Here is a 17,440-nt window from a genome sequence, read left to right as displayed (position 1 = left end):
ATGCGCTATCGCTTCGGTGCAGTCATCGCAGTAATGTGGGTTGGTCTGGCTTGTGCGGCGGAACCCGGCCTGGCCGATAGGCAGGCCGAGGCACGTCGCCAGCAGGCTGACCTGCGGACACGCATCGAGGCGCTGCAAAAGCAGATAGACAGCCAGGAGTCCTCCCGTCGTGATGCCGCCAATGAACTGCGGGCGTCAGAGTCTGCCATTTCAGATATCAATCTAAGGCTGGCCGAGCTGGCTGCACGCGAGCGTGACATCGAGGCTGAACTTAAAGACATTGCGGCGCAAACCGTCCAGAGCAAGAAACAACTGGCCCAGCGCCAACACGAGCTTGCTGATCAGTTGCGCGCGCAGTATGCCGGAGGGCTGTCCCCCTGGACGGCCTTACTTTCTGGCAACGACCCCCAGGCCATAGGTCGTGAACTCAGTTATCTGGGCTATGTTACAGACGCCCAGGCCAACGCCGTGCGTGCTGTCACGCAGGTAATCGATAAACTCGCCGTTTTGCAGTCCCGGGCCCAAGAAGGCCATCAGGAACTCGCAGCAGTGCAGGAAAAAACCGTATCCGAGAAGCAGGCACTGGAAACACAAAAAGCAGAGCGTCAAAAGGTACTGGCGCGCATTGAGGCAACGCTGGTGGCGCAGCGCGGGCAAGCCGAGCGCCTTACGCAAAATGACAAGCGTTTGGGGTCACTTATTGGCGATCTCGATATTGAGATTGCCCGACAAGCTGAAGAAGCCCGACTTCGTGCTGAAGAGGCCAGACGCAAGGCCGAGCAGGCCCGTCGTGAAGAAGAGGCCAGGCGCGCGGCTGAAGCGCAGCGCCTGGCAGACATAGAGCGCGCACGTGAGCAGGCTCGTGAAGCCGAGCTGGCGGCGCGCGCAGCCCAGGTACGGGCTCAGCGTGAAAAAGCCCAGAAAGAGGCAGAGCAGGCGCGACAACAGGTCGAGCAGGCGCGGGCCCGTCAACGTGAGGCCGAAGCCCAGGCACGCACGGCCCGGCGTGAGGCACAAGAACGCGAGCGAAAGGTAGCCGAACAGGCACCCACAAAAATTCGCGGTACCATAGCGGGCACGGGTGTCGGGTCTTCGCAACGTCTGGCGCCGCAAGGTGGGTTTCAGGGTTTGCCCAAAAACCTGCCTTACCCCGTCCAGGGCCAAGTCCAGGGGCGCTTCGGTGCCGAGCGGCCTGAAGGCGGCTTGTGGCGTGGCATTGTGTTACGCACTGCCGAGGGTACTTCGGTGCGCGCCATTGCAGCCGGGCGTGTCGTGTATGCAAACTGGCTCTCGGGGTTTGGAAACATCATGATTGTGGATCACGGCGCAGGCTATCTTAGCGTCTATGGCTATAACCAAAGCCTGCTGAAGAAAGTGGGTGATATCGTGGCAGCGGGTGATAATATCGCGACCGTTGGCGCAACAGGCGGGCAGGTCGAGCCGGGGTTGTATCTCGAAATACGCCATAAGGGCATACCCGTGAATCCTCTGCTTTGGATAACGCGCTAATTTCGTTACTATTTACCTAACACGCAGAATGCGTGATTTTTTGCAATTTTTCGGGAACGTGCATGGGCACTCGTAGGTTAGGCAAATTCGGATTGGTTCTGGTAGGGGCGCTGGGTGGTGTCTTGATCAGCCTTGGCTTGACGGCCGCAGCGCAGCGTGGCGGGCCTTTGCCGCTTAAAGAACTGCAGCAGTTTGCCAACGTCTTTGCCGCGATCAAAGGCAGCTACGTTGAGCCCGTAACCGATAAACAACTTATCAACGACGCCATCAAAGGCATGTTCAGCGATCTCGACCCGCATTCGTCTTACCTCGACGAAGATGCGTTTAAAGAGATGGAAGCCATTACGCAAGGTGGCTTCGGCGGGCTGGGCATAGAAATCGGCAGCGAAGATGGCATGCCCAAGGTCATCTCGCCCATTGAAGATACCCCCGCTGCACGGGCGGGCATCCTGGCCGGCGACGTTATCACCAAAATTGACGGCAAGCCCACCAAAGGCATGACGCTTAACGACGCCATCAAGCTTATGCGTGGCGAGCCCAATACCCGTATTGTGCTCACCATACAGCGCGCCGGTCGCGACAAGCCGCTTGAAGTGCCCATTGTGCGTGACATCATCAAGGTGCGCAGCGTGCGCAGCAAAATGCTGGCCGATGACATCGCCTACGTGCGCATTGCGCAATTCCAGGAACGCACGGTCGAAGACCTGACCAAGGCGCTGGGTACGCTCAGCGCAGACAAAAAGCCCAAAGGGCTTATTCTCGATCTGCGTAATGATCCAGGTGGTCTGCTCGATAGCGCCATCGGTGTGTCGTCCGCATTCTTGAAACCCGATGTGCTGGTGGTGTCGACCAAAGGTCGTATCCCTTCATCAAACAGAGAGTACTATGCCAAGCCTGCCGACTACATGCGTGGCTATTTCGACGACGCCGCGTCTAAATCGGGTGCCAAGGTTTCCGACTGGGCTAAAACGGTACCCATGGTTGTGCTGGTCAACGTAGGTTCTGCATCGGCTTCCGAAATTGTTGCAGGCGCACTGCAAGATCACCATCGCGCCAAAGTGCTTGGCAATCGTACCTTCGGCAAGGGCTCAGTGCAAAGCGTGCTGCCGCTCAGCGACGATACCGGCATTAAGCTGACAACAGCACGCTACTACACGCCATCGGGGCGCTCCATCCAGGTCACTGGGGTTGAGCCTGACGTAACGGTCGACGACACGGCAAAAGGCAATCTGTTCCGCCTGCCACGTGAGGTTGATCTCGAACGTCACCTGTCTAACGCCAGTTTTGCCGAGGGTGAAAACAAGACCCCCAGCGAAGACGCGCCTGAAGCCGAAGCCAAAATGTTTGAGTTCGGCGGCAGTGATGACTTCCAGCTGCAACAGGCCATTAATCTGCTCGAAGGGCGCGTTGTAATGCGCAATGATCCCAGTCTGGTTGCCAACGCCGACAAACCAAAAGCGGACGAGGCCAAGAGCAGCAAAGCCACTGACAAAGCCACTGACAAAGCCACTGATAAAGCCAAGGCAAAAGACAGCAAGAAATCTCAGGCGGCTGAAAAAAAAACGCCAATGACCGGCAACGGTGAGCAGATAGAGCGTTTTAAGATCACGCCAGACGGGCTGGTGCCCCTGCAGCAATGAACGACCAGCAGTTAATGCGGTATGCCCGCCACATCTTGCTCGATGAGTTTGGTGTGGAGGGCCAAGAGAAACTGCTGGCGGCCCGCGTGCTCATCGTGGGCGCCGGCGGCCTGGGCTCTCCGGCTGCCAGCTACCTGGCCGCTGCAGGTGTGGGCCAAATAGTGCTGGCAGATGATGATGACGTTGATCTGGGTAATCTGCAACGCCAGATTCTTCACACTACAGAGCGGCTGGGTTGGCCCAAGGCTGATTCGGGCCAGTACATGCTGCAACAAATTAACCCAGAGGTGCGTGTAACCCCTCTGGTTGAGCGGCTTGAAGGTCAGGCCATGGAGGATGCCGTAGCTCAGGCTGATCTCGTGCTTGACTGCTGTGACAACTTTGCCACACGCCATGCGGTCAACCGTGCCTGCGTCAAACACAGCAAGCCTCTGGTGTCAGGGGCAGCCATACGGTTTTCAGGGCAGGTTAGTGTTTATGACTCGCGCCAGCCTCAATCGCCTTGCTACCATTGCCTGTTTCCGGAAACGGACGGTGCACAAGAGCTGCGCTGCGCCACTACGGGTGTGCTGGGGCCGTTGGTAGGCATTATTGGCAGCATGCAGGCGGCCGAAGCGATCAAGCTTATTGCAGGTATGGGTGAACCCGCCGTCGGGCGGTTGTTATGCCTGGATGCCTTGTCCATGCAGTGGCAGACGGTGCGGTTTAAACGTGACCCATCATGCGCCGTATGCGGTGACCACCCTGGCCAGACAGCAGCTGCCCCACCGACGTAACGCGTACATCAACATACTGACTGCGCCCGTTATAGGGTGCCGAAAATGGCGTGCCCGCATGAAATACATGCACAGTACGCATGCCTACCTGACGTGCGCTGCGAAGATTGCGTAGCGTGTCTTCAACCAGCACAACCTGTTGTGCTGGTGCGCCGATTTTTGCCAGAATCTGCCGCATGAGGGCGGCCGAAGGCTTGGGGCGCAGGCGGCCCTGTAGCGCCATGTGGTCAATAGACCATACACACTCAAAATGCCGTGCAATGCCCAATGCCTTAAGCACACGCCAGGCATAATCAAGTGGCGCATTGGTCAGCAGAATTTTTCGCCCGGGCAGGCAGGCCAGTTTACGCTTCAGGCCATTTTCTGAATGGACCAGTGCAGCCACGTCAAAGTCATGGGTACGTTCGAGAAATACCGATGCCTTGACATCATGATGGCGCACCATACCGATAACCGTGGCGCCGTAGCGTTTCCAGTATTCTTTGCGTAATCGGTCGGCGGTGTCTGCGTCGACGTCCAGCATAGCTGCCACAGTGTGTGACATGGCACCGTCTATTGCACCGAAAATGCCTTTGGAGGCGTCGTGCAGAGTGTTGTCGAGGTCAAACAGCCAGATGGGTGCATGTGACCCGACGGCGGCTGGCATGCGGTGCAGCCGCCGTGGAACACGTAAGGTAGGCATAAGCTCAGTGCGAGCTGATCATGGTGCCGACGCCCTGGTCGGTAAGGATCTCTAGCAGCAGACAGTGTGGGACTCGGCCATCAACAACATGTACCGAATTGACGCCGTTACGGGCGGCATCGAGTGCAGATGAAATTTTTGGCAGCATACCGCCAGAAATTGTGCCATCTTCGAAGAGCTCGTCAATGGTCTGGGCGGAAAGACTGCGCAATAGTTCGCCGTTTTTATTGAGCACCCCTGGGGTGTTGGTCATCATGACGAGTTTTTCTGCGCCCAGCACCTCGGCCATTTTGCCCGCAACCACATCGGCATTGATATTGTAGGCACGACCGTCTTCGCCGTAACCTATGGACGAGATGACAGGTATGAACTGGTCGTCTTGCAACGCTTTGACGACGGCGGGTTCTACCCGTGTGATGTCGCCAACGTAGCCAATATCGAGCCACTGGCCGGGGTTGTCGGCATCAGCTATCATTTTTTTTCGGGCCTGAATAAGGCTACCGTCTTTGCCCGTGAGGCCTACGGCCTTGCCACCGGCCTCATTGATCATCATGACGATGTCTTGCTGTACCTGGCCGCCCAGCACCCATTCGACCACTTCCATGGTTTCGGCATCGGTGACGCGCATGCCCTGCACAAACGTACCTTCTTTGCCTATACGCTTGAGGGCGGCATTAATTTGAGGGCCGCCACCGTGGACGACAACAGGGTTGAGCCCTACCAGCTTGAGCAACACCACGTCGTGTGCAAAGCTGCGTTGAAGTGATTCTTCGGTCATGGCATTGCCGCCGTACTTGATGACGACAGTTTTGCCATGGAAACGGCGGATATAAGGCAGTGCTTCAGAAAGTACGTCTGCCTTGACGCTGGCGGGGTAACCGCCGGGGTCGGACGAAGATGTCATGTGCTTAGCTGGCCAATGCCTGTTTAACGGTTTTCATGAATGCTATCTCGTCATAATTGCCAAGATAGCGCTTGATGATATGCCCCTGCTTGTCGATGAGGAAAGCGGTGGGTGTAAGTTTTACGTCGCCAAAGGCCTTGGCGAGCTTTCCTTGGGCGTCAATGACGACAGGAAACGGAAGCTCGCGGGTGTCGGCGTAGTTTTTTACGTAATTGGGCGGGTCATACTGCATGGCGACCGCAATGATGTCGAAGCCTTGCGGCGACAGTTCTTTGTAACGTGCAATATTGCCCGGCATTTGCGCAATGCATGTAGTGCAGCTGGTGGCCCAGAACTTGACCAGCACCACCTTACCGCGCAGATCTTGCATGGTGATTTTTTGGCCGCTGAGCGAAGTAAATGTGACGTCGGGTGCGGCTTGCGCCGAGCCCTGAAACTGCCACAGGCCAGCAGCCACAATGGCAGCAACCGCGACAAGGCTTATAAGGATTTTTTTCATTGCACTGGCATTGATTGGACGTCTTCTGATGTCGCTTCAGGTGAAGCGCCGGAGTTGGCAGCCGGGGCCGGAGTAGCAGGAGCAAGAGGCTGGGCCAGGCTTTCTGCCGCAACGTATTCAAACAATTTTACTACCTTGTTGACGCCGCTGACGCGCGAGGCGGCGATGGCAGCGCGCTGCCCCTCGTCTTGAGTAACCTTGCCCAACAGATAGACGATACCTCTTTCGGTTTGCACGGTGATGGTACGGCTGGGGACTTCTTTGGTATTTATGAGCGTAGTGAGTACCTTGGAGGTGATCCAGGTGTCGTTGGAGCGCACGCTAAGCGATGCGAGTTCGCCGACGTGAAGTTCGTTAATGACTTTTTTAACCTTTTCGACACCCGCAGCGGCACTTTGCGCCTTTTGTTTGTCAGCCTCGGTTGGCACGTCACCCGTAAGCAGCACCAGGCCTGCATAAGACGTGGCTGCAACCCGTGCACGATCTTCGAACAGGCGGCGCATTTCGGCAGCGACTTTCAATTCTATGGATTGGTCTTCAACCTGCTCGCCTGTTGTGCGTCGGTCTGTGGCAACGACAGCAGTAGTCACCGCCGTACCGCCCACCACCAACAGGCCGCAGCCCGAGACGGTGGCCAGGGATGCAAAGGCAAGGCTGGCAAGAAGCAGACGTTGGGTGTTAGTGCGTGCAGGCATTAGAGGATATCTCCGAGAAGTAGCGCGTCGATGCCGTCGCAGAGCGCGTGCAGCAGGACAATATGAACCTCCTGGATGCGCATGGTGCGGTCATGCGGAACACATAAATGAATGTCAGTTTCGTAGAGCAGCTCGCTAATAAGGCCACCATTTTTGCCGGTAAGCGCCACGATGGACATTTCGCGGTCATGGGCCGCTTCGATGGCCTTGATGACATTGGGCGAGTTGCCGCTGGTGGAAATGGCCAGCAGCACGTCGCCAGGCTGGCCCAGGGCAGTGACCTGGCGCTCGAAGATGCTGTCAAAGCCGTAGTCGTTGCCCACTGCCGTGAGGATGGAGGTGTCTGTATTGAGTGCGATGCCTGCCAGCGGCAGACGGTCGCGCTCAAAACGCCCTACCAGTTCGGCAATAAAGTGCTGTGCGTCGGCCGCCGAACCGCCGTTGCCGCAAGCCAGTATTTTGGCATTGTTGGCAAGTGCGGAAAAAAGCATGTCGACAGCCGCAGCAAGCGGCGAAGCCAGTTCGGTGGCGCTCGCCTTGATTGTGTCGATTGCGTCATCGAAATGACTAGTCATATGAGAGGTCATGTCCATGTTTGACATTATCTCATGTTCAGCTAGAAACGGCTTTAAGAGTCGTAACGGAAAGCACAGAAGGGCTTGTGCTTATTCATTGAAAACATGCTGTAACCATGTCAGACCCCCGGGTTCGTCGCAAACCAGATCAAAACGGCAGCGAGGCATATGGCCACCAAAATGGCGTCTGGCCAGGGTGGGCAGAAAATAATGCGCTGCGCGTACGAGCCGCCGCTGCTTCTGAAGGTTTACACTGGCGGCGGCACTGCCAAACTGCAAATGGGTGCGATGTCGCACCTCGACGAACACCAGAGTGTTGCCGTCGGCGGCAACCAGGTCGATTTCACCACCCTTGCAACACAGGTTGCGCCCAAGTATGCGCAGCCCCTCTGCCTCGAGCAAGGCCAGTGCCCTGTCTTCTGCCTGGCGGCCTCGTCTTTGCGCGGGCGAGTACCCCCGTTCTTCAGGCGGGCGTTGTGGCGTTGCCCGCTGCTGCGGGCTGGCCAGGCTTTTGGGGCGTTTGCGCCGCTTTTTCTGACGTGCGGCCAGCGCCAACTGATACACAATTGCGTCGTCCGTCACCTTGCCGTGACTCCAGGTAGGCTACATTTCAATAGTATGAATGAACTCTCAGACAACATCGGCTCCGAATCGACATGGAATCGTCTCACCCAGCGCATGCACGACCAGCAATGGCCGGCGTCAACGCTTTATGTCGTGGCAACACCTATAGGCAATCTGGGTGATCTCACTATTCGGGCCTGGCAAACGCTGCTGCGCTGTGACGTGATTGCGGCCGAAGACACACGGTCAAGCCGTGCTTTATTAGACGCATGGGGTGTGTCAACACCGCTTGTTGCCGCGCATCGCCATAACGAAGCAGAAGCTGCACAGGCCATTTTGACGCGCTTGGGCGCAGGCGAGCGGGTGGCGCTGGTGTCGGATGCGGGTGCGCCTGCCGTCAGCGACCCTGGCGCACGCATTGTGAGGGCCGTGCGCGAGGCGGGTTATCGCGTAACGCCCATCCCGGGTGCCAGTGCTGTTATTGCTGCTCTGATGGGCTCGGGCGTTACCACCGATGAAAACCCGGCCTTTGTGTTTGCCGGGTTCATGCCCCCCAAGCCCACTGCACGACAAAAATGGCTACAACACTGGTGTGCCATTGCCGCACCCGTGGTCATGTTTGAGTCACCTCATCGGCTGGAAGCAGCCGTCAGAGACATCGCCAGTGTTTGCGGGCCTGACCGCAATATTACCTTTGCGCGTGAGCTCACCAAACGGTTTGAGCAAATCCATACCGTGCGGGCCGCTGATGCAGCAAGCTGGCTGGCGGAAGATGCCCATCGTAGCCAGGGCGAGTTTGTGCTTATTGTGCATCAGGCACCTGAGGCAGCCGTTGAGCACACGGATGCTTCGACGGTGGTGTTGATTGATGCGCTGCTTGAAAGCCTTTCGCTGCGGGATACTGCCCGGGTGGCCGCCAAGGTTACAGGCCTGCCCAGAGATACGTTGTATGCACTGGCGCTAAGCCGCAAGAGCAACGGGCACAAAAACGAAGACCTCGCCGACTGAGTGGGGGCGCAGCGTTGGCTCTTAGTCGCAAGGGCAACGGGCACAAAAAACGGAGGCGGTGTCGACTAAGTGCTGGCGCAGTTTTGGTGCTTACGCCCAAAGTACATCGAAAGAGACGGGTAACGACCGGGCGTGGGGCGTTAGCGCGACGCCATGGTCGACGTCATGCCAGTCGCTTGCTGAATACGCACAGCCGCGTTGACGGCGGCGGTACGCGACGGGTAAGGCCCTATGCGCACACGATAAAGGCTGCTGCCTGCTTGCACGGTTGCGTTGCGTGATTCCACCTGCGCAATCTGTGCATTTAGCTTGCTTGCCAGCTGGTCGGCCGACTGGGCTGCGCTGAATGCTCCGAATTGCAGGTAAAGCAGTTGATTGGCCTCGTTGTCATGCTGTGTGGCATCTCTGGCATTTTCTGGGGCATTGGCCAGCTTGCTTGTGGTCGCCGGCGCATTATTGCGTAATGCCATGCCGACGTGTGGTTCTGTGCCGGGCACAGAGACTATTGCCGTGGTCGATGAGGCTGTTGCAGCCACGTGATCGGGCCTTTCGGCACTGGTAACCGCTACGGTATCGGCTGTGGCGTTGGCCAGGGCGCTATTGCGCGCAGATAGCCATTGTGTCAGCGGGTCTGAATTTGGCGTACTGGATACACTGGCTGTGCTGGCGCTGGCCGGTGCATAGGGCTGCCCCGTCGTCCCAGTATGCACCGCCACATTGGTCGACGCATGTGGTTGGCTGCCTGAGTTACCCAGCTGGGGGCGTGCGGACGCTTCGCGGATACGCAGGCTTGGGGTGGGTGATGCGTCAGTAACCAGCGTTGGTGTGGGTAAGGGCATGGCGGGTGGAATAGGCGTGGCGCGCGGTACAGCACCTTGGCGAATGTCCTGGTTGGTGATGGCTTCGATGACGACTTTGTCGCTACCCGGTGCAATCAAGCCCAGTTTTGCAGCTGCTACATACGAAAGGTCAATAATGCGTGAACTGTGAAACGGCCCCCGGTCGTTGATGCGCACAATGACGGACCTGCCATTGGCGACACGAGTGACCCGTGCGTAGCTGGGCAAAGGCAGGGTGGGGTGTGCCGCCGTCATGGCATACATATCGTATTTTTCGCCGGTGGCGGTGTGCTGGCCATGAAATTTGCGTCCGTACCATGACGCATGGCCTGTCTGCCTGAAGGGCCGCTCATCGCTGACTGGCACATAGCGCTTGCCCAGCACGGTATAAGGCCTGAAGTTGGCAGGGCGGTGGGTTTCGACCTTGGGTACAGCATTAGGGATGGCCGCGATATTGGCAGGAATATGATCGCTAGGGCCGTCATCTTTGTAGTACCCCCCTCCAGATTTGCTGACCGTCCGCCCTTTGTTCGATGTGTCTGTGCCTGCGCACCCGGCCAAAATGGCCAGGCACAGAGATAGGCTGAAGGCGGAAAAAGGACGGATCAGCGTCATGGGGTTTCGGGCGGCGGCTGGTTGCGATGCCTTATCAACAGGGGTGAGTGGTCAGAAAAACGCAGGGCCAACTGTTCGGTTACGTAAACCGAGCGGTGCTTTCCTCCTGTACAGCCGATGGCGACAGTAAGGTAATTGCGGGTGTCCTGCATATACATGGGTAGCCAGCGGCGTATAAAGCCTGCAATGTCTTCAATCATGGTTTCGACACTGCCAAACTGCGCCAGCCACTGGGCCACAGGTGCGTCGCGCCCGGTGAGCGGGCGCAGATCGCGGTCATAGTGCGGGTTGGGCAGGCAGCGCACGTCAAAGACCAGGTCTGCATCGCCGGGGACCCCGCGCTTGTACGCGAACGACTCAAAGGTAAGCACGACGGGTGCTCGGTCTGCCTGGACCAAATCACGTATCCAGGCACGCAGTTGCCCCGGTGTGAGGTCTGAGGTGTCGATGACGTGTTCCTGCTCGCGTAGGGGGGCGAGCATCTCACGCTCCCGGTCTATGCATTCTTGCAGTGAGGGAGATTTTTCGCCGGTTCTGAGGCGATCGGTAAGGGGGTGCCGACGTCGGCTTTCAGAATAGCGTTGGATCAGCGTGTGATCGTTGGCATCAAGGAAAATGACGCGAAACTCGGTGCCCATGGCACGCAGACTGGTAATAACACCTGGCAATTCGTCGAGCTCGCCGGGCGAACGCACGTCGATGGCGACGGCAACCCGTTCAAGCTCGCTGTCGCGCGTATTGGCAATAAATTCCAGCAGGAAGCGTACTGGCAAATTGTCGACACAGGTGTAGCCTGCGTCTTCGAGCAGACGCAGTGCTACCGATTTGCCTGAGCCCGAGATACCTGTGATTAATACAACTTTCAACATGGTTAGAGGGGCGCTCCGGTGAGCGGGGCACAGGAGGTACCCCGCGGACTTTTTCATGTAACGCTGCTCTGTCAGTTGACAGGCAGGTGTTATTCGTTGCGGCTGTTTTCCATAATGGCAAGCGCCTGGCGTTCTATAAAGTCGCCCATGGTATCTATGCCGCGCAGTGCGAGTATGGTGTTTCGCACTGCCGCTTCGACCAATACGGCGAGGTTACGGCCCGCAGCCACTTGCAGCATGACTCGACGTATGCCTATGCCTAGTATATCTTCGGTTTGGTCCTGGACGGGTAGCCGCTCGAATGCATCAGGTGTTGATCGGATCAGGTGCACGATCAGCTTGAGATTCATTTTACGTCGAACTGAAGTTTCTCCGAAAATGGTGCGGATATCGAGCAGACCCAAACCGCGTACTTCGAGAAGATTTTGCAGCAATGCCGGGCACTGCCCTTCAATGACGTTAGGTGCCGTGCGCGAGAGTTCGACGGCGTCATCTGCCACCAGACCATGCCCTCGCGATATGAGCTCGAGTGCGAGTTCGCTTTTGCCCAGGCCTGATTCGCCCGTGATCAGCACGCCTACGCCCAGTACGTCCATGAAGACGCCATGCACGGTGGTGCGGGGCGCCAGCCGTTTACCCAGGTAAATACGCAGCAGGTCGATTAGCTGTGCCGCCTCAATGGAGGTGGACAGCAAGGGTATTTTCTGTTCATCGCAAAACTGAATGAGGTCGTCTGGCGGGCGAATATTTTCGGCCAGCAACAGGGCAGGCACCCCGCCAGTTACCAGGTCATCCAGGTGATGAATACGTCTTTTGGCATCGAAGCGCTCGTAATACGAGAGCTCTTCGCGGCCGAAGACTTGTATGCGTGAAGGGTGGATGAGGTTCAGGTGACCCACCAGGTCGGCCGCTGCCATGCCCAAGTCTGGGATAAGCCGATGTGCGGCCATTTGCCCCGCGATCCAGGTGAACGGGATTTTGTCGGCGTTGTCACTGACGAGTTCTTGGATAGTAAGCATGGCCGGCTTGTCAGGAAGGGCTGGTGAGCAGCCTGTGGATGACTTTGGGGTCGGTTTCGGTTGCGAGTGCCTGGCGTAGATGGGCGTCGGACATTAAGCGAGCGATTTCGGCCAGCAGGTCAAGGTGAAGTTGCGTTGCGGTTTCGGGTACGAGCAAGATGAACAGCAGATTGGCCATGCGACCATCTGTAGCGTCAAAGCGCACTGGATCGCCCAGACGGATGAACGCCGCGCAGGGTTCTTTAAGATCTTTGATGCGGCCATGCGGAACGGCGACGTGGTGCCCCAGTGCGGTGGACCCCAGGCGCTCACGTGAGATGAGGCTATGGAATACAGCCGTCCGGGCAATACCCTGATTATTCTCGAAAAGCAGACCGGCCTGTTCGAAAGCCCGTTTTTTGCTGGTGGCCGGCAGGTCGAGAACGATATTCGACAGCGGCAAGATACGCGACATTAATTCCATAAACACCGATATTTGAACTGGGTGCCAACGCAATACAGTACCACAAAGCGCGAGGGGTCACGCTCAGACAGCTTACGGTGCATTATGGTGCAGTCGTGCGCCTGCTGGCATTGTGGCCTTGAACCAGAAATGCCTATGGTTTCATCTTGAGTGGTTTTGCGAGCCGCCGCCTGGTTACGACCCTGGTTACCGATGACTTAGCGGGCAAACCAGCGACTGAAAACACAGAGGCCCCAATCACAAGTATGACTGAGGCCCGACGTGGTCTGCTCCTGAGTTCATGCCGTGCTTAGACAGCTATGGACGCAGGCCTGCAGCGCAAGCTATTCGCTTGCTGGTATCTCTAGTTTTTTTACAGGTTGAGGCTGGGTGTAATCTTGCACCTTGCTCTTGTACTTGATGACCTGGCGGTCGATTTTATCGGCCAGCAGATCGATGGCGGCGTAAAGGTTTTCGTCGGTGGCGGCGCAGTGTATGTCTTTGCCCCTCAGACGCATCGTGATTTCAGCCGTATGTTTTAAACGCTCGATTGAGAGTATGACCTGTGTGTCGATAACATTATCGAAATGCCGCGTGACCCTTGCCATTTTGTTAAGTACATATTCACGTATGGCGGGGGTTAATTCGAGGTGACGACCAGTGATGCTCAGGTTCATAAAAGACTCTCCTTGCAATGGGAATAGGGGTGCGCGGAATGCGCTGAAAGCTGCCTTGTGGTTCTCCTTGTAGTGCGTTGGTAATGATTTCAGTGTATAGAATATGCCAAACAAATCAAGTGGCGCGAGCAGGTTTTTGATGGGACTTATGCGTTTGCTCAAACATGTATTTGCCATAGCGCCGCCGCCGGCAGGGGCATGCACCAGCCCATGCGCCATGGTTTTCGTAAGCGGTTAGCCTGACGCCGTGTGGTGCCAGGCAGTACACAATTACATACGAAAATTCTTGCCTAAATACACTTTGCGTACGGCTTCGTTGTCGATGATTTCGCTGGGATGGCCATTGGTAAGCACTTTGCCTTCACTGATAATGTAAGCACGGTCACAAATGCCCAGGGTTTCACGCACATTGTGGTCGGTGATCAGCACGCCGATATTGCGGCCCTTCAGAAAGTGCACAATGCGTTGGATCTCAATGACCGCAATGGGGTCTACCCCCGCAAAGGGTTCGTCCAGCAAGATAAAGCGCGGGTTGGTTGCCAGCGCGCGTGAGATCTCTACCCGACGACGTTCCCCGCCCGACAGCGAAATGGCTGTGTTACGTCGTATATGCCCGATTTGCAGCTCATCAAGCAGCAGCTCAAGGTTTTCGCCGATCTTGGCAGAACTGAGCGAGTGGCCGTATTCGTCGACCTGAAGCTCGAGCACGGCACGAATGTTTTCTTCGACGGTAAGGCGGCGAAATACCGACGCATCTTGCGGCAGGTACGAAAGCCCTAGCCGTGCACGTTTGTGCATGGGCATGCTGGTGATGTCGGTGCCGTCGATCTCGATACGACCGGTATCGGTGGGCACAATGCCCACAATCATGTAAAAGCTGGTCGTTTTGCCGGCCCCGTTGGGGCCAAGCAGGCCTACGACTTCGCCGCTGTCAACCGATAGTGATACATCGTGTACGACGGTGCGCTTGCCGTAGGTTTTGCCCAGGCCCGTCGCACGCAGACTGCCCGGCGTGGCGCTAAGTGGGCGAAGGGCGCCGGATTTCGGCGCATTTGAATGAAACATAGGCAACAGGTGTCAGGCGTTTATTGGGTGGAGGCGGATTTTTTCTGGCACTCAGCAACGGCTGCGTCGGTTTTTGTCTTTGGCTGAGCCACTGAGCGTACACGACCTCCGTGGGCGGCCGATTGTGGCCCTCCGAATGCCTCGTAGGTGCCGGTTTTTTGATGATAAATAACGCGTTCGCCCTTGACGTTGTCAAAGGGTTTGCCACAGACATAGCGCGTTACGACAGCCTGACCAATCATTTCGATTTGTTCTTTTTTTCCATCGTATTCGCCGCGCAGGCCGAGTGCTTCTAAAACTTCAAATTTTTCGGGGTTTTCCTGGCGGATCTTGACCAGCTTGCCTGGCGCAACCGTGGCCGTGCCAAACTGATTGCCATCGGCGTCTTCGTTGAGCACCAGCTTATCGGCCGTGAGGGTCATGAGACCTCGCGTCATGATGACGTTGCCGGTAAAGACGCTTTGCTTCTTGACGTCATCGTAGGTAAGTGTGTCGGAAAGAATAATAGTGTCTGGATCTTGCGCGTCGTCTTTCGACGCGGCGGCCGGGGCGGCAGAGGGCACCTTGCCATTGGACTGGCTAGCTGCGGGGGCTTTGCCGGGGGAGGGTTGCGCCGCCGTGGCGGACGGCTGGGCAACTGCGGGGGCAGTGCTGCTCTGGGCCCATGCCAGCCCCGTCATGCAGGCCAGCACGAGGCCGGCAAGGCGGGCCAAATAAGTGGATGAGCGCAATATTGTCATGGTTATTTTGTGCCATTGGCTTTGGAGGAGGACGACTTCGGTTGTGACTCTTCGCCTGATATCTTTACATCAGTGGAAGAAAACACCTGAAGCTGGCGGGTCTTGTTATCGTAGCGCATACCGGTACCGTTCATGGTGGATTTGCCATGAACAACCAGTGCCGGAAGGTTTGTATAGACTACGTCCTGGTCAGGAAGCAGTGTCAACTGATCGCTGGTAACGTCAAGTGGCGGGTTATCGGCATCTGGCATTCTGTGTATATGGGCATGGCCTTTCATGATAATGCGTGTTGCCTTATCGTTGGCATTGTCATCCATGACGGCGGTGTCTGAAGTGCCGACCGTAATGGGTGAGCCCGGCTGTTGCCCTATGGCGCGAACATGCGTAATTTCGTACGAGTCATCATCAGGGAAGTGGTGCATCTCGTCGCCTTCGAGCCGATTTATGGCCACACCGTGTTCGTCGGTACGCACCATGAAAAAATTGGTGGCCCAGGCGTCAGGCTCGTGGGTAACCCGTCGTGGCGGTTCGAAGGCGATGGCGCGTTGTGCGTAGTCAGCGGCCCACCACGTACCCGCCACCAGGACAAGAAGCAGAAAAAGGGCAACCAGGGCTGGGGCGCGTTCTTTCATGAGCTATTGGATGGCTCCGCTCATGGACATCGCATTGGGTGTAAAAAAGACGCCAAGCTTGCCTTGTGCTGCCAGGATAAGGTCGCAGCATTCGCGTGCTGCACCAGCCCCCCCTTGCAGTGACGATACCCAGTGTGCTGTTTGCGTTATATAGGCGGGAGCATTGGGCACGCTAGCGGCGAACCCGGCCCGCTGCATGGCGGCCAGATCAATGATGTCGTCGCCCATATACCCGGTTTCGGCCAGTGTGCAGCCATGGCTTTGTGCAAGCTCTGTCAGGGCCTGTGCCTTGTCGCGCACGCCCTGTTGCACCAGCGGGATACCCAGTTCGGCTGCGCGCCGGTCAACAATAGGGCCCTCGCGGCCCGTGATGAGGGCAACGGTAATGCCGCTTTCACGTAGCAGCCGCAGGCCATGACCGTCCAGGGCATTGAAGCGTTTTATCTGCTCGCCGTGCTCACCGTACCAGAGGCTACCGTCAGTGAGAACGCCATCTACGTCAAACGCCATGAGTTTGATCTGGCGGGCACGGGCGACGACGGCAGGAGCCACTTTGGCGAGAATCAGGGCTTCGACGGGATGAGAAATATGAGAGAGAGTCATTAAAGTACCTTGGCCGCGAGCAGGTCATGCATATGTAAAGCACCCAATAATAGCCCGGCTTCATCGACCACGAGCATTTGGCTGAGTTGCCCGGCATCCATGAGCGTGGCAGCTTCGACGGCAAGAGAACCCGGCGGAATGGTTTTGGGATGGGCCGTCATGCCGTCGGCAACCGTCAGCGCGCGGATGTCACCTTGTCTGACGATGAGGCGGCGCAAGTCACCGTCGGTGAATATACCAACCGGTTTTCTTTCTGCGTCTACGACGATGGTCATGCCCATGCCTTTGGCCGACATTTCTTCGAGCGCGTTGGGGATGGCCGTATGTGCGTGCACAATGGGCAGCGCATCGCCTTTGCGCATAACGTCGCGTACAAACGTGAGCAAACGGCGACCCAACGCGCCGCCAGGGTGGGAGCGGGCGAAATCTTCACGACTGAAGCCGCGCGCTTCCAGACAGGCCACTGCCAGCGCATCGCCCAGAACCAGTGCGGCTGTTGTACTGGCCGTAGGGGCCAGGTTGAGTGGACACGCCTCTTGCGCCACATGGGCGTCAAGGTGCAGGTTAGCGTTGCGGGCCAGTTCGGAGTCGGGGTGACCCGTTATGGCGATAAGGCGAGCCCCCATGCGTTTGGTGATGGTAAGCACAGTGATGAGTTCACGCGCTTCGCCTGAGTAGGAAAGCGCCAAAACGATGTCTTGCCGTGTCAGCATGCCGAGGTCGCCGTGAATGGCCTCGGCGCCATGCATGAAAAAAGCCGGTGTTCCGGTGGAGGCCAGCGTGGAGGCGATTTTTCGACCAATATGGCCAGACTTGCCTATGCCTGTGACGACCACCCGCCCCTGACACGCCAGTATCATGTCGACGGCTTCTTCAAATGTGCCATTGAGGCGTGTATCCAGGGCTTGAAGTGCCTGGATTTCAATGGCGAAACTGCGGTGGGCCGAGGCGAGAATATCGCCTTTGGCGGGCGTGGGGTTTGGTTCCATCCACCGATTTTAAACAATACTTTCATACCGTGCGCGTATCATTTAGAGTGATGCTGGCTGTGGCCTTCAGATGGCTGGCAGAAACATGCTCGCAGTAG

The 17,440-nt window shown here is 57.1% G+C and carries 20 protein-coding genes; 4 read left to right on the top strand and 16 right to left on the bottom strand.

Annotated features, from left to right (window positions below):
- The 3 genes from FQ179_RS13650 to FQ179_RS13640 all read left to right on the top strand — a co-directional run bounded on the left by FQ179_RS13650 (nucleotide 1) and on the right by FQ179_RS13640 (nucleotide 3,925).
- Nucleotides 1-1,509, top strand: coding sequence for a murein hydrolase activator EnvC (locus tag FQ179_RS13650; protein WP_149397874.1), 1,509 nt, complete (start codon nucleotides 1-3; stop codon nucleotides 1,507-1,509).
- Nucleotides 1,510-1,571: 62 nt separating this feature from the next.
- Entirely contained in the window at nucleotides 1,572-3,149 is a 1,578-nt protein-coding gene (locus tag FQ179_RS13645) for a S41 family peptidase (protein WP_149397873.1), read from the top strand.
- The gene (locus FQ179_RS13640) at nucleotides 3,146-3,925 is read left to right on the top strand and encodes a molybdopterin-synthase adenylyltransferase MoeB (protein ID WP_149397872.1); all 780 of its coding nucleotides are present in this window, start codon (nucleotides 3,146-3,148) and stop codon (nucleotides 3,923-3,925) included. Before FQ179_RS13645 ends, FQ179_RS13640 begins: the two co-directional genes overlap by 4 nt.
- On the opposite strand, the gene FQ179_RS13635 is transcribed toward FQ179_RS13640, so the two are convergent.
- The 6 genes from FQ179_RS13635 to FQ179_RS13610 form a co-directional block, all read right to left on the bottom strand.
- Entirely contained in the window at nucleotides 3,855-4,607 is a 753-nt protein-coding gene (locus FQ179_RS13635) for a pyrimidine 5'-nucleotidase (RefSeq protein ID WP_149397871.1), read from the bottom strand. The two genes, FQ179_RS13640 and FQ179_RS13635, sit on opposite strands and share 71 nt — an antisense overlap.
- Before the next feature lie 4 nt (nucleotides 4,608-4,611).
- The gene (gene argB, locus FQ179_RS13630) at nucleotides 4,612-5,511 is read right to left on the bottom strand and encodes an acetylglutamate kinase (RefSeq protein WP_149397870.1); all 900 of its coding nucleotides are present in this window, start codon (nucleotides 5,509-5,511) and stop codon (nucleotides 4,612-4,614) included.
- Nucleotides 5,512-5,515: 4 nt separating this feature from the next.
- Nucleotides 5,516-6,010 (bottom strand): peroxiredoxin, encoded by a 495-nt coding sequence (locus tag FQ179_RS13625; protein ID WP_149397869.1) that lies wholly within the window; start codon nucleotides 6,008-6,010, stop codon nucleotides 5,516-5,518.
- The gene (locus FQ179_RS13620; RefSeq protein WP_149397868.1) at nucleotides 6,007-6,705 is read right to left on the bottom strand and encodes a BON domain-containing protein; all 699 of its coding nucleotides are present in this window, start codon (nucleotides 6,703-6,705) and stop codon (nucleotides 6,007-6,009) included. The genes FQ179_RS13625 and FQ179_RS13620 overlap by 4 nt, the downstream gene beginning before the upstream one ends.
- Complete coding sequence (locus tag FQ179_RS13615; RefSeq protein WP_180117164.1) at nucleotides 6,705-7,298, bottom strand: phosphoheptose isomerase; 594 nt, start codon at nucleotides 7,296-7,298, stop codon at nucleotides 6,705-6,707. Before FQ179_RS13615 ends, FQ179_RS13620 begins: the two co-directional genes overlap by 1 nt.
- 72 nt (nucleotides 7,299-7,370) lie before the next feature.
- A complete protein-coding gene (locus FQ179_RS13610; protein WP_149397866.1) occupies nucleotides 7,371-7,862 on the bottom strand; it encodes a YraN family protein in 492 nt (163 codons plus the stop codon).
- Nucleotides 7,863-7,958: 96 nt separating this feature from the next.
- Here FQ179_RS13610 and rsmI point away from each other — a divergent pair, with 96 nt between their 5' ends.
- Nucleotides 7,959-8,852: a 16S rRNA (cytidine(1402)-2'-O)-methyltransferase gene (rsmI, locus tag FQ179_RS13605; protein WP_370459886.1), complete on the top strand. Its 894-nt coding sequence runs from the start codon at nucleotides 7,959-7,961 to the stop codon at nucleotides 8,850-8,852.
- Nucleotides 8,853-8,992: 140 nt separating this feature from the next.
- Here rsmI and FQ179_RS22935 read toward each other — a convergent pair whose 3' ends face one another.
- The 10 genes from FQ179_RS22935 to FQ179_RS13550 form a co-directional block, all read right to left on the bottom strand.
- Nucleotides 8,993-10,306 carry a septal ring lytic transglycosylase RlpA family protein gene (locus FQ179_RS22935; protein ID WP_370459881.1) on the bottom strand — a complete coding sequence of 438 codons (1,314 nt, stop codon included), beginning with the start codon at nucleotides 10,304-10,306 and terminating at the stop codon, nucleotides 8,993-8,995.
- The gene (gene rapZ, locus FQ179_RS13590; protein ID WP_149397864.1) at nucleotides 10,303-11,175 is read right to left on the bottom strand and encodes an RNase adapter RapZ; all 873 of its coding nucleotides are present in this window, start codon (nucleotides 11,173-11,175) and stop codon (nucleotides 10,303-10,305) included. Before rapZ ends, FQ179_RS22935 begins: the two co-directional genes overlap by 4 nt.
- Before the next feature lie 89 nt (nucleotides 11,176-11,264).
- A complete protein-coding gene (gene hprK, locus FQ179_RS13585) occupies nucleotides 11,265-12,194 on the bottom strand; it encodes an HPr(Ser) kinase/phosphatase (protein WP_149397863.1) in 930 nt (309 codons plus the stop codon).
- A 10-nt stretch (nucleotides 12,195-12,204) separates the two neighbouring features.
- The gene (locus FQ179_RS13580; protein WP_149397862.1) at nucleotides 12,205-12,657 is read right to left on the bottom strand and encodes a PTS sugar transporter subunit IIA; all 453 of its coding nucleotides are present in this window, start codon (nucleotides 12,655-12,657) and stop codon (nucleotides 12,205-12,207) included.
- A 323-nt stretch (nucleotides 12,658-12,980) separates the two neighbouring features.
- Entirely contained in the window at nucleotides 12,981-13,313 is a 333-nt protein-coding gene (gene hpf, locus FQ179_RS13575; RefSeq protein WP_149398332.1) for a ribosome hibernation-promoting factor, HPF/YfiA family, read from the bottom strand.
- A gap of 270 nt (nucleotides 13,314-13,583) precedes the next feature.
- On the bottom strand, nucleotides 13,584-14,378 hold the full coding sequence (gene lptB, locus FQ179_RS13570) for an LPS export ABC transporter ATP-binding protein (protein ID WP_149397861.1): 795 nt from the start codon (nucleotides 14,376-14,378) through the stop codon (nucleotides 13,584-13,586).
- A 20-nt stretch (nucleotides 14,379-14,398) separates the two neighbouring features.
- A complete protein-coding gene (lptA, locus tag FQ179_RS13565) occupies nucleotides 14,399-15,118 on the bottom strand; it encodes a lipopolysaccharide transport periplasmic protein LptA (RefSeq protein WP_255474991.1) in 720 nt (239 codons plus the stop codon).
- A gap of 2 nt (nucleotides 15,119-15,120) precedes the next feature.
- Nucleotides 15,121-15,750, bottom strand: coding sequence for an LPS export ABC transporter periplasmic protein LptC (gene lptC / locus FQ179_RS13560; protein ID WP_149397860.1), 630 nt, complete (start codon nucleotides 15,748-15,750; stop codon nucleotides 15,121-15,123).
- 3 nt (nucleotides 15,751-15,753) lie between these two features.
- Nucleotides 15,754-16,353: an HAD family hydrolase gene (locus tag FQ179_RS13555; RefSeq protein WP_149397859.1), complete on the bottom strand. Its 600-nt coding sequence runs from the start codon at nucleotides 16,351-16,353 to the stop codon at nucleotides 15,754-15,756.
- Nucleotides 16,353-17,342, bottom strand: a complete 990-nt coding sequence (locus tag FQ179_RS13550) for an SIS domain-containing protein (RefSeq protein ID WP_149397858.1) — start codon at nucleotides 17,340-17,342, stop codon at nucleotides 16,353-16,355. Before FQ179_RS13550 ends, FQ179_RS13555 begins: the two co-directional genes overlap by 1 nt.
- Nucleotides 17,343-17,440: the final 98 nt, after the last annotated feature.

It is taken from the genome of Pusillimonas sp. ANT_WB101 (genome assembly GCF_008369125.1).
Classification (GTDB): domain Bacteria; phylum Pseudomonadota; class Gammaproteobacteria; order Burkholderiales; family Burkholderiaceae_B; genus Allopusillimonas.
Note: the sequence above shows the minus strand (reverse complement) of the source record. Positions and strands in the feature narration are given on the sequence as shown.